The organism is Nonomuraea soli, from assembly GCF_013761175.1.
GTDB lineage: Bacteria > Actinomycetota > Actinomycetes > Streptosporangiales > Streptosporangiaceae > Nonomuraea > Nonomuraea soli.
Window position 1 is genome coordinate 544898 of sequence record NZ_JACDUR010000004.1, and the last position, 12697, is coordinate 557594.

A 12697-nucleotide genomic window follows, 5' to 3' on the forward strand; every position below is an offset into this window, starting at 1 on the left:
TCACGTGTTATATGAATTGGTGGCGCTGATTCTTGACGGCGTGTCGGTACGGCAGGGCGGCCAGACTTGGCTCGACCGCGTCGACCTGGAGTTCCTCGACGGGCTCACCACCCTGATCGGCCCCCTGGGCGCGGGCAAGACGACCTTGATGAGAGTCGCCGCGGGCCTCCGGTCACCCACGACGGGCCGCATCCTGGTCGACGGTAAAGATGTCAGTTCGGTCTCGGTGCGAAAGCGATCTGTGGCTTTCGTCTACCAGCAGTTCATCAATTACCCGTCGCTGACGGTCTACGACAACATCGCCTCGCCGCTGCGCTCGCTGCCGCGCGAGCAGGCCGACGCCCGCGTGCGCGAGGTCGCCGAGCTGATGGGGCTCGGCGAGTTCCTGCGGCGCAGGCCCGCCGAGCTCTCGGGAGGCCAGCAGCAGCGCACCGCGATCGCCCGCGCGCTGGCCCGCCCGGTCGACGTGCTGCTGCTCGACGAGCCGCTGGCCAACCTCGACTACAAGCTACGCGAGCAGTTACGCGCCGACCTCAAGACGATGTTCTCCGGCTCCCGGGGCGTGGTCGTCTACTCCACCGCCGACCCGGCCGAGGCGCTGACGTTCGCCGCGCCGACGGTCGTCCTGGGCAAGGGCCAGGTGCTGCACGTCGGCTCGGTGACCGAGATGTACGCCAGGCCGCCGACCCTGGAGGTCGCCCGCACCCTCAGCGATCCGCCGCTCAACCTGCTGCCCGGCGTGGTGCGCGACGGCCGCATCGAGTGCCTGGGCGCCTCCTTCCCCGCGCCGCGCGCCCACGAGTCCGGCAGGGCCGTACGCCTGGGTGTGCACCCGCACCAGGTGGCGATCTCCCGCTCGCGCGCCGAACAGCTGGCCTTCCCGGCCGAGATCCGCCTGGCCGAGGTGACCGGCAGCGCCACCTTCCTGCACCTGATGCTCGCCGACGACCTCCACCTGGTCGCCCACCTGGAGGGCACCCAGGTGTTCGAGCCGGGCGAGCGCACCACCGCCTACGTCGACCCCGCCCACGTCTTCGTCTTCTCCGACAACGGCGAGCTGCTGGCGGCCTCGGCGACGGAGGTGGACCTGCATGGCTGACATCCGGCTGGAGGAGGTCGGCCACCGCTACACCGACGACTGGGCGGTGCGGCCCATGACGTGGACGTGGCGCAGCGGTCGCGCCTACGCGCTGCTCGGCCCGAGCGGCTGCGGCAAGACGACCCTGCTCAACATCATCTCCGGGCTGCTGACGCCCACCCAGGGGCGTGTCTACTTCGACGACAGGGACGTCACCTCGGTGCCCACGGCCGGGCGCGACATCGCCCAGGTCTTCCAGTTCCCCGTGCTGTACGAGGAGATGTCGGTCTACAACAACCTGGCCTTCCCCCTGCGCAACCGCAAGTACCCGCGCAAGGAGGTCGACGAGCGGGTACGCCGCGTCGCCTCGCTGCTCGGGCTGGAGGAGCACCTGGGCAGGCGGGCCAGGCGGCTCGACGCGGGACGCCAGCAGATCGTCAGCCTCGGCCGGGGCCTGGTGCGTTCCGGCGTGGCCGCGGTGCTGCTCGACGAGCCGCTGACCGTCGTGGACCCGGCGCTGAAGTGGACACTGCGCAGCAAGCTCAAGGAGATCCACCGCGACACCGGGCACACGCTGATCTACGTCACCCACGACCAGACCGAGGCGCTCACCTTCGCCGACGAGGTCGTGGTCCTCAAGGACGGCGCGATCGTGCAGTCGGGCACGCCGGAGGAGCTGTTCCTGTCGCCCGCGCACGAGTTCGTCGGACACTTCATCGGCTCGCCCGGCATGAACATGCTGCCCGCGACGGTCGTGGACGGCGAGGTCAGGATCGGCGGCGCGTGCGTTGGCCGGGCAGCCGGTCTGCCGCTGCCCGGCGAGCGCGGGGCCCCAGGATCGACGGGTACGGCCGGATCGGTGATCACGGGTCCCGTCCCCGGCCCGCGCTCGGCGCAGGCCATGCCGATCAGCGCGGGCCCGGTACGGCTCGGCGTGCGCCCCGAGTTCGTGCGCCTGGGCGGGAGCGGCCTGTCCGCCCGCGTGACCGGCGTCGACGACCTGGGCGCCTACCTCCTGGTCCACGCCGAGGTCGACGGCCACGCGCTGACCGCCAAGACCGCGCCCGGCGCCCCCGTGAGCGGAGAGCACGTGCGCTTCGAGAGGGCTTTCCTCTTCCGGGACGAGGTGAGGATCGGGGAGGTGGTGGCATGAGCGACGGAAGGCAGAAGCACAACCGCGCGTGGTGGCTGGTCCTGCCCGTGGTGGTCTCGGTGGCCTTCACCGCGATCATCCCGCTGATGACCGTGGTCAACTACTCGGTGCAGGACATCTTCAGCCCGTTCGACCGGATCTTCGTCGGGCTCGACTGGTTCCGCGACGTCGCCCGCGACCCCGAGGTGCGCGGCGCCCTGGTCAGGACCCTGATCTTCTCGGCCCAGGTGCTGCTGATCGAGATCCCGCTCGGCGTGCTGATCGCGGTGTGCATGCCGCGGCGGGGCTGGACGGTGAGCGTGGCGCTGGTGCTGGTCGCGCTGCCGCTGCTGATCCCGTGGAACGTGGTCGGCACCATCTGGCAGATCTTCGCCCGCGGCGACATCGGGCTCGGCGGCTGGGCGGTCAACAAGGTCGTCAACTTCAACTACACGCTCGACTCGGCCGACGCCTGGATCACGGTCCTGGCCATGGACGTGTGGCACTGGACCCCGCTGGTGGTGCTGCTGGCCTACGCCGGGCTGCGCTCGATCCCCGACCCCTACTTCCAGGCGGCTCAGATCGACGGCGCCTCGGCCTGGGCGACCTTCCGCCACATCCAGCTGCCCCGGCTGCGAGGGGTGCTGACCATCGCGATCCTGCTGCGCTTCATGGACAGCTTCATGATCTACACCGAGCCGTTCGTGGTGACCGGCGGCGGCCCCGGCAACGCGACCTCGTTCCTGAGCATCCTGCTGTCGAAGATCGCGGTCGGGCAGTTCGACCTCGGGCCCGCCGGCGCTTTCTCGCTGCTGTACTTCCTGATCGTGCAGATCGTCTGCTACGTCTTCTTCACCGTCCTGACGAGGAGCGGCCGATGAGACGGCTTCCCTGGGCACGCACGGTCTTCTGGCTGTACGCGGCCACGCTGATGTTGCCGCTGCTGTGGATGTTCGGCATGTCGATCCGCCCCAACGCCGACATCCTGGGCGCCTTCTCGCTGGTGCCGCAGCGGGTGACGCTGGAGAACTACGAGACGTTCTTCACCGACTCGACGTGGTACTCCAGCTACCTCAACTCGATCGTCTACACCTCGATGAACACGGTGATGTCGCTCGTCGTGGCGCTCCCGGCGGCCTACGCCTTCTCGCGCTTCCGTTTCGCGGGCGACAAGCACCTGTTCTTCTGGCTGCTCACCAACCGCATGGCGCCGCCCGCGGTGTTCCTGCTGCCGTTCTTCCAGATCTACCAGAGCGTGGGGCTGTTCGACACGCACCTGGGCGTGGCCCTGGCGCACATGCTCTTCAACGTGCCGCTGGCCGTGTGGATCCTGGAAGGCTTCATGTCGGGCATCCCGCGCGAGATCGACGAGACCGCGGCGATCGACGGCTACTCCCTGCCTGGCTTCTTCTTCAGGATCTTCCTGCCGATGATCCGCTCGGCGATCGGCGTGACGGCCTTCTTCTGCTTCATGTTCAGCTGGGTCGAGCTGCTCATCGCCAGGACCATCACCTCGGTCGACGCCAAGCCCATCGCCGCCACGATGACCCGCACGGTCAGCGCGGCCGGTGTCGACTGGGGCCTGCTCGCCGCCGCCGGTGTCATGACGATCATCCCTGGAGCCATCCTCATCTGGTTCGTGCGCAACTACATTGCCAAGGGCTTCGCGCTGGGGAGGGTGTGATGTTCGACTGGATGCTCTGGACGACGCCCACGGCGCTCGTCTTCGCGGGCATCGCCGCCCTGCTCCTGATCATGGGGGTCTGGGCCAGGCTCTCACCGCCCATCGCACGCCGCGGGTTCCTGCGCATCGAGACCGACCGGGGCGACCGCCTCTACATCGGGCTGATCAGCGCCGCCGCCTTCCTGGTGCTCTGGATCGCCGTCACCGACCTGTCCATGCTCCTCGCTCTGGGGGGTGCACTCGTACTGATCGTCGTCATCGGGAGGTGGGGATGAAACACCAAGCAATGGCACTGCTGGCCCTGCTGGGGCTGGTCGCCTGCTCTCAGGAGCCGGGCGCCGACTTCAACGAGGCGAACGCGCGGGCGGCCGCGCAGCGGTGGGTGAGCGGAGAGTTCACCCCGTCGACTCTCTCCAAGGAGCAGCAGCTCGCGGAGATGGAGTGGTTCATGAAGGCGGCCGCGCCGTACCGCGGCATGCAGATCAACGTGGTCTCCGAGACGATCACCACCCACGAGTACGAAGCGCAGACCCTCGCCAAGGCGTTCAGCGAGATCACCGGGATCAGGCTCAAGCACGACCTGATCCAGGAGGGCGACGTCGTCGAGAAGCTGCAGACCCAGATCCAGGGCAACCAGAACATCTACGACGCCTACGTCAACGACTCCGACCTCATCGGCACCCACTCGCGCGGCAACGCGGTCATCCCGCTGTCCGACTACATCAACGGTGAAGGCAAGGCGGTCACCTCACCCACCCTGGACCTGCAGGACTTCATCGGGATCAGCTTCACCACCGGGCCGGACAAGAAGGTCTACCAGCTGCCCGACCAGCAGTTCGCCAACCTCTACTGGTTCCGCTACGACTGGTTCACCGACGAGAAGATCAAGAAGCAGTTCAAGGACGCCTACGGCTACGACCTGGGCGTGCCGGTCAACTGGGCGGCCTACGAGGACATCGCCGACTTCTTCACCAACAAGGTCAACGGCGACGGCACGATCGACGGCAAGAAGGTCTACGGCCACATGGACTACGGCCGCAAGGACCCGTCGCTGGGCTGGCGCTTCACCGACGCGTGGTTGTCGATGGCCGGCAACGGCGACCCCGGCATCCCCAACGGCTTGCCGGTCGACGACTGGGGCATCAGGGTGGAGAACTGCCGCCCGGTCGGCTCCAGCGTCACCCGCGGCGGCGACACCAACGGGCCCGCCGCCGTCTACGCGCTGACCAAGTACGTCGACTGGATGAAGAAGTACGCCCCGCGCGAGGCGGCCGGGATGAACTTCAGCGAGTCCGGCCCGGTGCCCGCCCAGGGCGCGATCGCCCAGCAGATCTTCTGGTACACCGCCTTCACCGCCGACATGACCAAGCAGGGCCTGCCGGTCGTCGACTCCGAGGGCAAGCCGAAGTGGCGCATGGCCCCCAGCCCGCACGGCGCCTACTGGAAGGACGGCCACAAGCTCGGCTACCAGGACGCCGGATCGTGGACGTTCCTGAAGAACACCCCGAAGGAACGCCGCGACGCGGCCTGGCTCTACGCCCAGTTCGTCACCTCCAAGTCCGTCTCGCTGAAGAAGTCGATCACCGGGCTGACCTTCATCCGCGACAGCGACATCAGGTCCGACCACTTCACCCAGAACGCCGACAGGTACGGCGGGCTGATCGAGTTCTACCGCTCGCCCGCCCGCGTGCAATGGACCCCTACCGGCACGAACGTGCCCGACTATCCCAAGCTGGCCCAGCTGTGGTGGCAGAACGTGGCCACCGCGGTGACCGGCGAGACCACGCCGCAGCAGTCGATGGACAACCTGGCCAAGCAGCAGGACGACATCCTGGCGCGCCTGGAGCGCATCGGGTACGGCGGCGACTGCGCGCCCAAGCTCAACCCCGAGCAGAGCGCGCAGACCTGGCTCGACCAGCCGGGCGCCCCCGCGCCCAAGCTCGCCGACGAGCGGGGCAAGCCGGAGACGCTCGACTACGACAAGCTGCTCGCCACCTGGAAGAACGCCGACTGACGTGTGAGTGACCCGGCCCGGGCAGCTCCCGGCCATGAAGACGCCGATCCGCCTCGCGGTTCTCGCACTCGCCCTGACCTCCTGCGCCAAGGGCACAGGGGGTCAGGCGGCGCCGCAGGAGGCCGGCACGTTCAACCCGGGCGCCGCGTACACGGGCACGATCACGGTGATGGGCATCGCCGGCGTCGACGAGGTGGCCACCACCCGCCTCGACCTGGCCAAGGCCGCCCTGGGCGGAGCCGACGTCAAGCGCACCGAAGGCGACCTGGACGTGCAGCAGTTCCTGTCGTCGGTCGCCTCGGGCTCCCCGCCCGACCTCGTCTACGCCATCCGCGACCAGATCGGCACCTTCGCCTCGCGGGGTGCGATCATCCCGCTCGGCGCCTGCATCGAGGGCGAGCAGATCGACGTCGGCATGTATGACGACGCCGCGCTCGCCCAGGTCACCCTGGGCGACGAGGTGTGGGGCATCCCCGAGTTCAACCAGGTCCAGATCACCATGGCCAATGCCGGCCTGCTGGACAAGGCGGGGTTGACCATCGCGGACGTCAACGGCTCCGGCTGGGAGAACATCACCGCCGCGGCGCGGAAGCTGCACCAGAACGCCGGCGGCAAGCTGAAGGTCATCGGCTTCGACAGCAAGCTGCCGGAGTTCTTACCCCTGTGGGCCAAGGCCAACGGCGCCGACCTGCTGTCCGAGGACGGCAGGACCGCCCGGCTGAACGACCCCAAGGTGGTCGAGGCACTGACCTTCGCCGCGGGCGTCTACGACACGCAGGGCGGCTTCGCCAAGGTCAAGGCGCTGCGCGACGCGGCCGACTTCTTCGGCAAGGGCAACCAGTTCGCCAAGAACGAGCTGGGCGCGATGCCGATGGAGCAGTGGTACGTCAACGTGCTCAACGACGAGTCGCCCAAGGCGGCCATGGCCTTCGACGCCTTCCGCGACAAGGAGGGCAACCCGCTGGCCTACTCCTCGGGCCGCGCCTGGGCCATTCCCAAGGGCGCCAAGAACCCCGAGGCCGCCTGCCGCTTCGCCAAGCACATGACGCTGGTCGACACCTGGAGGGCGGCCGCGCAGGCCCGGGTGGACCTGCGCACCAAGGAGAACAAGCCCTTCACCGGCATCCTGACCGGCAACGAGCAGGCCGACGAGACCATCGAGTCGATGCTCACCCCCGGCGGCCAGCCCTGGGACACCGGCGTGAAGGCCGTCTACGAGGCCAACGACAACAACTTCAGCCTCCCGGCCAACCCGGCGGGCGAGGAGTTCAAGAAGGCCTGGCAGGATGCCGCCAACCGGGTCCTGAACGGGCAGATGGGGCCGAAGGAGAGCCTCGACAGGGCCCAGCAGGAGGCGCAGGCCGCGCTCGACAAGGCGTGGGCCGGGTGGACGAAGCGAACCAACTGAGATGAGGCGGCGTGACACCCGGGCGGCCCTGCTGTTCATCAGCCCGTGGATCATCGGATTCCTGATCTTCACTCTCTGGCCGGTGCTGTACAGCGGCTACCTCTCGCTGACCGACTACGACGTGATCAACGACCCGAACTTCGTGGGCTTCGACAACTACGCGGCGCTGTTCGAGGATCCCAAGATCGGGCTCGCCTTCCGCAACACGCTGATCTTCGCCGCGATGTCGGTCCCCGCCCAACTCGTCGTCGCGCTCGCGCTCGCGCTGCTGCTGAACGCCGCGGCGCGGGCCACCGGCTTCTTCCGCACCGCCTTCTTCCTGCCCAAGATGACCCCGCCGGTGGCGGTCGGGATCCTGTTGCTGATGCTCTTCAACGGTCAGAGCGGGCTGATCAACAGCGTGCTGGGCGTCTTCGGGATCGACGGGCCCTCCTGGACCACCGATCCCGGCTGGGTCAAGCCCGGGCTGGTGCTGATGAGCCTGTGGACCGTCGGGGCCACGGTGATCATCCTGCTGGCGGCGCTGCGTGCCGTACCCCAGGAGCTCTATGACGCGGCTCTGGTCGACGGGGCCGGATGGTGGCGGCGCACGCTGCGGGTCACCGTGCCGATGATCAGCCCGACGATCTTCTTCGTCGTCGTCGTGGACACCATCGGCGCCCTGCAGTCCTTCACCGAGGCCTACACCGCCTTCTTCGGCTCCGGCAACACCACTTACAGCAACGACGCCGCGCTCTTCTATGTGATCTACCTGTTCCAGCAGGCCTTCGAGTTCCTGCACATGGGTTACGCCTCCGCCATGGCCTGGGTGCTGTTCATCGTGATCATGGCGATCACGGTGGTGCAGGTGCTGGTCTCCAGGCGCTACGTGCACTACGAGGGGCGGCCATGAGGAAGGCGCTCATCTGGAGCACGCTGGCGCTGCTGTCGGTGGTGTTCATCTATCCGTTCGTCTGGCTGCTCAGCGCCTCCTTCAAGCCCCGCGGAGAGGTCTTCGACCACAGGCTGATCCCGGAGACCTTCACCTTCGAGAACTACCTGAAGGTCTGGCAGGAGGCCCCGATGGGGCTGTGGATGCTGAACACGGCCTACGTGACCGTGCTGGCCGCCGTGGCGGTCACCGTCACCAGCGCCATGGTCGCCTGGGGCTTCGCCTACTTCCGCTTCCCCGGACGCAACCTGCTCTTCGGCGTCGTGCTGGCGACCATGATGCTGCCCGGCGCCGTCACCATGATCCCGACGTACCTCATCTGGAACTCGCTCGGCATGGTCGGCACGCTCACCCCGCTGTGGGCGCAGAACCTGTTCGGCAGCGCCTTCTACATCTTCCTGCTGCGCCAGTTCTTCCTCGGCCTGCCGCGCGAGCCGTTCGAGGCGGCCAGGGTCGACGGGGCGAACAACTGGACGATCTTCTCCCGGATCGCGCTGCCGCTGTGCCGTCCGGCGATCGTGGTGACCTGGCTGTTCGAGTTCCAGGCCGCCTGGACCGACCTGATGCGGCCGCTGATCTACCTGCGCGACTCCTCGACCTTCACCGTGCCGCGCGGGCTCAAGGCGCTCCTGGACGCCTACGGGTTCGGCGGCGAGTGGCACTGGGAGATCGTGATGACCGCCAGCGTCATCACCACCGTGCCGATGATCATCCTGTTCTTCCTCGGGCAGCGTCACTTCGTCAAGGGCATCGCCACGACGGGCGGCAAGGGCTGATCCGGGGCCTACACCCTCCTGGGGTAAGGTACCTGCCGTGCCCGTTCGACTCGTGCTCCTGATCGCCCTCACGCTGGGCCTCGGCGGCATGCACACGATCGGGCACGTCTCGCCGGAACACTGCCACAGCGTCTCCGCCGACCACCGGCCCGACCCCTCGTCGGTGTGCGTCGCCGTCGCCGCCTCGCCCGTCGTTCTGGTGGCCGTCCTCGGAGGGGCCCTGCCGCCCGTGCCCCTGCCCCTCGCCCTGCCGTACGGCATGCGGCCGCCGGCCGAACCGGTCGCCCGCCCGCCGCCGCGCACCACGGTCCTTCGTCAGTAGGCCGGATCCCGCCTCCGGACCCATCCAGACGAAGACACCAAGGAGCACGATGTTCAAGCGCACGATCGTCGCCGTGGCGGGAGCGCTGGCGCTGGCCGCCTGCGGAAACACCTCGACCACCGTGACCCCGGCGACCCCGGCGTCCTCGCCCGCCGCGAGCGCCGCGTCGTTCAACGACGCGGACGTGATGTTCGCGCAGATGATGATCCCGCACCACCGGCAGGCCGTGCGGATGGCCGATCTGGCCGCCACCCGGGCGGCCGACCCCGAGATCAAGGAGCTCGCCGGCAGGATCAAGGCCGCGCAGGACCCCGAGATCACCACCCTGACGGGGTGGCTGACCGCATGGGGCGAGCCCGTCGAGGCGCCGATGCACCACGGCATGCCGGGCATGCTGTCCGACGACGACATGGCCAGGCTGGGCGCGGCCCAGGGCGCCGCGTTCGACAGGCTCTTCGCCGAGCAGATGATCGCCCACCACGAGGGAGCGATCGAGATGGCCGAGACCGAACGGTCCGACGGCCGTGATCCCGCCGCGAAGGCGCTGGCCAAGGAGATCGCCGAGGCGCAGAAGGCCGAGGTCGCGCAGCTCAGGAAGATCCTCGAACGGATCTGACGGAGCGAAGGGCACACCGGGCTAAGGTGTGCCCTTCAAATTTTTTCGCCACATGTGTCGAGGAAGCGTGAGCGGCTTCGACCTGTTGGTGGAAGGCACGGAAAGGAAAGTAATCATGAGTGTTGATGTCATTCGTCCCGGTGACCCGTCCTACGAGCAGGTCTCCGGTTCGTTCGCCCACAGCGGCAGCCCCGCGCACGTGTTCCTGCCGCGTTCCGCCGCCGAGGTCGCCGAGGCCGTCGGCTTCGCGCGTGACGGCGGCCTGGAGTTGTCGGTGCGCAGCGGCGGCCACCACGGCGCCGGCTACGCCACCAACGACGGTGGTGTGATCATCGATCTGTCCCGGCTGAACACGATCGAGGTCGACGGCGACCGGGTGGTCATCGAGCCGGGCGCGCACTGGCACCAGGTGGCCGAGACGCTGGCGCCGTACGGCCTGGCCCTCTCCTCCGGCGACACCCGCTCGGTCGGGGTCGGCGGGTTGCTGGTCGGCGGCGGCATCGGATGGCTGGTGCGCAAGTACGGCCTGACGATCGACCACGTGACGGCCGTCGAGGTGGTGACGGCCTCGGGCGAGATCCTGCGGGCCTCCGAGGCGGAGAACGCCGACCTGTTCTGGGCCGTGCGCGGCGGCGGTGGCCAGGCCGGGATCGTGGTGAGGTTCGAGCTGGTCGTCCCGCGGGAGACGCTCGTCACCTTCGCGCGCTACACCTACGCGGCCGACGACATCGCCTCGGTGCTGAAGACCTGGCGCGACGTGATGCGCACGGCCGACGAGGGGCTCACCTCGACGGCCTCGATCTTCCCCGCCTTCGGCCCCGACGGATCGCCGTCGCTGTCGATCGCCGCCGCCTACGCGGGCGACGACCACTCCGGCGTCGAGGTCCTGGCCGGGCTCGGGGAACTGGTCGACAAGGAGGTCAAGGTCGTGCCGTACGCGGAGGTGCTGGAGGAGGCGGGCCTGCCGCCCGGCTGGCAGCCGATCGTGCGCAACCGCCTGTCGCCCGACCTGTCCGACGCGGCCATCGACACGCTGGCCGCGGCGCAGGTCCCGCTCATGTACCGCGAGGTCCGATTCATCGGCGGCGCGCTGAACCGCGTGGCGCCCGAGGCCACGGCCTTCGCGCACCGGGACGCCGAGGTCATGATCTCCACGGTGCTCCTGGGCGCCCCGGAGGACCACCCGGCACGGCTGGAGGCCTTCGAGGAGCTCTGGGCCGGCCTGCGCCCGCACGTGAAGGGCGCGTACGGCAACTTCATCACCCACCCGGACGCCGACGACGTCGCCGAGGTCTACCCGGCCGCGACCGCGGAACGCCTGGCGGCCGTCAAGCGCGCCCACGACCCGGGCGGCCTGTTCAGCCGCAACCTGCCCATCACGGCAGGCGCAGTTCCTCGGGACTGACCCCGGGGGCCGTCTCGACGAGCGACAGACCGTCGCCGGTGACGTCCACCACGCACAGATTCGTGATCACGCGGTGGACGCACCGGCGGCCGGTCAGCGGCAGGTCGCACTCGGCGACCAGCTTGGGAGCGCCGTCCTTGGCGGTGTGCTCCATCACGACGATCACCCGGCGGGCGCCGTGGATCAGGTCCATGGCCCCGCCCATGCCCTTGACCAGCTTGCCGGGCACCATCCAGTTGGCCAGGTCGCCGTGTCGCGACACCTGCATCGCGCCGAGCACCGCCACGTCGATGTGGCCGCCGCGAATCATCCCGAACGACAACGCGGAGTCGAAGTAGCTGGCCCCCGGCACGACCGTCACGGTCTCCTTGCCGGCGTTGATCAGGTCGGGGTCGACGTCCTGCCTGGCCGGGTAGGGGCCCACGCCGAGCACGCCGTTCTCGGAGTGAAGCCAGACGCCGACGCCAGGAGGCAGGAACTCGGGGATGCGCGTCGGCAGCCCGATGCCCAGGTTGACGTAGTCGCCGTCACGCAGCTCGGCCGCCGCGCGGGCGAGCATCTCATCGCGGGTCCACGGCATCAGGCACGCACCGTCAACTTCTCGATGCCCTTCTGTACGGCTTGCGCGGGCGTCAGCACCACCACCCGCTGGACGAACACACCCGGCAGGTGCACCTCGTCGGGATCCAGCTCGGTCAGCTCCTCGACCTCGGCGATGGTGACCTTGCCCGCCATGGCGGCGAGCGGGTTGAAGTTCCTGGCGGACTTGTTGAAGACCAGGTTCCCGTGGCGATCGGCCCTGGCCGCGCGCACCAAGGCGTAGTCGGTGGTGATGGCGCGCTCCAGCACGTACTCCCTGCCGTCGAACCGCCTGACCTCCTTCGGCTCCGACAACCCGGTGCCCATCGGCATGCCGCCCTCGGCCACCTGGGTGCCGACGCCCGCCGGGGTGTAGAAGGCCGGGATGCCGCACCCGCCGGCCCTGAGCCGCTCGGCCAGGCTGCCCTGGGGGACCAGTTCGACCTCCAGCTCGCCGGCGAGCAGGAGGCGGGCGAACTCCTTGTTCTCGCCGATGTAGGAGGCGGTCACCCGGGAGATGCGCCCCTCGGCCAGGAGCACGCCCAGCCCTCCGCCGTCGACGCCGCAGTTGTTCGAGACCACCGCCAGATCCCGCACGTTCCTGTCATGCAGTGCCTGGATCAGGACCGTCGGCACGCCGCTGAGGCCGAAACCGCCCACCGCGAACGACGTGCCGTCCCGCACGTCCGCCACCGCCTCGGCCGCGGAGGCCACCACCTTGTCAGTCACGTTCGTATAGTGAACGAAGGGTG

Annotated in this window: 14 protein-coding genes; 12 read left to right on the forward strand and 2 right to left on the reverse strand. The window is 68.8% G+C overall.

What is annotated here, in order from left to right; translation table 11 throughout:
* The first annotated feature begins 19 nt into the window (after window positions 1-19).
* The 12 genes from HNR30_RS20965 to HNR30_RS21020 all read left to right on the forward strand — a co-directional run bounded on the left by HNR30_RS20965 (window position 20) and on the right by HNR30_RS21020 (window position 11366).
* Complete coding sequence (locus tag HNR30_RS20965; protein ID WP_181611589.1) at window positions 20-1099, forward strand: ABC transporter ATP-binding protein; 1080 nt, start codon at window positions 20-22, stop codon at window positions 1097-1099.
* The gene (locus HNR30_RS20970; protein ID WP_181611590.1) at window positions 1092-2231 is read left to right on the forward strand and encodes an ABC transporter ATP-binding protein; all 1140 of its coding nucleotides are present in this window, start codon (window positions 1092-1094) and stop codon (window positions 2229-2231) included. Before HNR30_RS20965 ends, HNR30_RS20970 begins: the two co-directional genes overlap by 8 nt.
* A complete protein-coding gene (locus HNR30_RS20975) occupies window positions 2228-3091 on the forward strand; it encodes a carbohydrate ABC transporter permease (protein ID WP_181611591.1) in 864 nt (287 codons plus the stop codon). The genes HNR30_RS20970 and HNR30_RS20975 overlap by 4 nt, the downstream gene beginning before the upstream one ends.
* Window positions 3088-3894 carry a carbohydrate ABC transporter permease gene (locus HNR30_RS20980; RefSeq protein ID WP_181611592.1) on the forward strand — a complete coding sequence of 269 codons (807 nt, stop codon included), beginning with the start codon at window positions 3088-3090 and terminating at the stop codon, window positions 3892-3894. Before HNR30_RS20975 ends, HNR30_RS20980 begins: the two co-directional genes overlap by 4 nt.
* Window positions 3894-4169: a DUF2160 domain-containing protein gene (locus tag HNR30_RS20985; protein WP_181611593.1), complete on the forward strand. Its 276-nt coding sequence runs from the start codon at window positions 3894-3896 to the stop codon at window positions 4167-4169. Before HNR30_RS20980 ends, HNR30_RS20985 begins: the two co-directional genes overlap by 1 nt.
* Window positions 4166-5908 carry an ABC transporter substrate-binding protein gene (locus tag HNR30_RS20990; protein ID WP_181611594.1) on the forward strand — a complete coding sequence of 581 codons (1743 nt, stop codon included), beginning with the start codon at window positions 4166-4168 and terminating at the stop codon, window positions 5906-5908. The genes HNR30_RS20985 and HNR30_RS20990 overlap by 4 nt, the downstream gene beginning before the upstream one ends.
* A 34-nt stretch (window positions 5909-5942) precedes the next feature.
* Entirely contained in the window at window positions 5943-7316 is a 1374-nt protein-coding gene (locus HNR30_RS20995; RefSeq protein ID WP_181611595.1) for an ABC transporter substrate-binding protein, read from the forward strand.
* Window position 7317: 1 nt separating this feature from the next.
* The gene (locus HNR30_RS21000; RefSeq protein WP_181611596.1) at window positions 7318-8208 is read left to right on the forward strand and encodes a carbohydrate ABC transporter permease; all 891 of its coding nucleotides are present in this window, start codon (window positions 7318-7320) and stop codon (window positions 8206-8208) included.
* Window positions 8205-9023, forward strand: a complete 819-nt coding sequence (locus HNR30_RS21005) for a carbohydrate ABC transporter permease (RefSeq protein WP_181611597.1) — start codon at window positions 8205-8207, stop codon at window positions 9021-9023. The genes HNR30_RS21000 and HNR30_RS21005 overlap by 4 nt, the downstream gene beginning before the upstream one ends.
* 37 nt (window positions 9024-9060) lie before the next feature.
* Window positions 9061-9345 (forward strand): hypothetical protein, encoded by a 285-nt coding sequence (locus HNR30_RS21010; protein WP_181611598.1) that lies wholly within the window; start codon window positions 9061-9063, stop codon window positions 9343-9345.
* A 49-nt stretch (window positions 9346-9394) separates the two neighbouring features.
* Window positions 9395-9961: a DUF305 domain-containing protein gene (locus HNR30_RS21015; RefSeq protein ID WP_181611599.1), complete on the forward strand. Its 567-nt coding sequence runs from the start codon at window positions 9395-9397 to the stop codon at window positions 9959-9961.
* A gap of 115 nt (window positions 9962-10076) precedes the next feature.
* Window positions 10077-11366, forward strand: coding sequence for an FAD-binding oxidoreductase (locus tag HNR30_RS21020; RefSeq protein ID WP_181611600.1), 1290 nt, complete (start codon window positions 10077-10079; stop codon window positions 11364-11366).
* Here HNR30_RS21020 and HNR30_RS21025 read toward each other — a convergent pair.
* Window positions 11338-11946: a CoA transferase subunit B gene (locus HNR30_RS21025; RefSeq protein WP_181611601.1), complete on the reverse strand. Its 609-nt coding sequence runs from the start codon at window positions 11944-11946 to the stop codon at window positions 11338-11340. The genes HNR30_RS21020 and HNR30_RS21025 overlap by 29 nt on opposite strands.
* Window positions 11946-12674: a CoA transferase subunit A gene (locus tag HNR30_RS21030; protein ID WP_181611602.1), complete on the reverse strand. Its 729-nt coding sequence runs from the start codon at window positions 12672-12674 to the stop codon at window positions 11946-11948. Before HNR30_RS21030 ends, HNR30_RS21025 begins: the two co-directional genes overlap by 1 nt.
* Between the last annotated feature and the right edge of the window lie 23 nt (window positions 12675-12697).

Coding starts and splice junctions, on each gene's coding strand:
- HNR30_RS20970 (WP_181611590.1), top strand. CDS start 1,092: ATGGCTGACATCCGGCTGGAGGAGGTCGGCCACCGCTACACCGACGAC.
- HNR30_RS20975 (WP_181611591.1), top strand. CDS start 2,228: ATGAGCGACGGAAGGCAGAAGCACAACCGCGCGTGGTGGCTGGTCCTG.
- HNR30_RS20980 (WP_181611592.1), top strand. CDS start 3,088: ATGAGACGGCTTCCCTGGGCACGCACGGTCTTCTGGCTGTACGCGGCC.
- HNR30_RS20985 (WP_181611593.1), top strand. CDS start 3,894: ATGTTCGACTGGATGCTCTGGACGACGCCCACGGCGCTCGTCTTCGCG.
- HNR30_RS20990 (WP_181611594.1), top strand. CDS start 4,166: ATGAAACACCAAGCAATGGCACTGCTGGCCCTGCTGGGGCTGGTCGCC.
- HNR30_RS20995 (WP_181611595.1), top strand. CDS start 5,943: ATGAAGACGCCGATCCGCCTCGCGGTTCTCGCACTCGCCCTGACCTCC.
- HNR30_RS21000 (WP_181611596.1), top strand. CDS start 7,318: ATGAGGCGGCGTGACACCCGGGCGGCCCTGCTGTTCATCAGCCCGTGG.
- HNR30_RS21005 (WP_181611597.1), top strand. CDS start 8,205: ATGAGGAAGGCGCTCATCTGGAGCACGCTGGCGCTGCTGTCGGTGGTG.
- HNR30_RS21015 (WP_181611599.1), top strand. CDS start 9,395: ATGTTCAAGCGCACGATCGTCGCCGTGGCGGGAGCGCTGGCGCTGGCC.
- HNR30_RS21020 (WP_181611600.1), top strand. CDS start 10,077: ATGAGTGTTGATGTCATTCGTCCCGGTGACCCGTCCTACGAGCAGGTC.
- HNR30_RS21025 (WP_181611601.1), bottom strand. CDS start 11,946: ATGCCGTGGACCCGCGATGAGATGCTCGCCCGCGCGGCGGCCGAGCTG.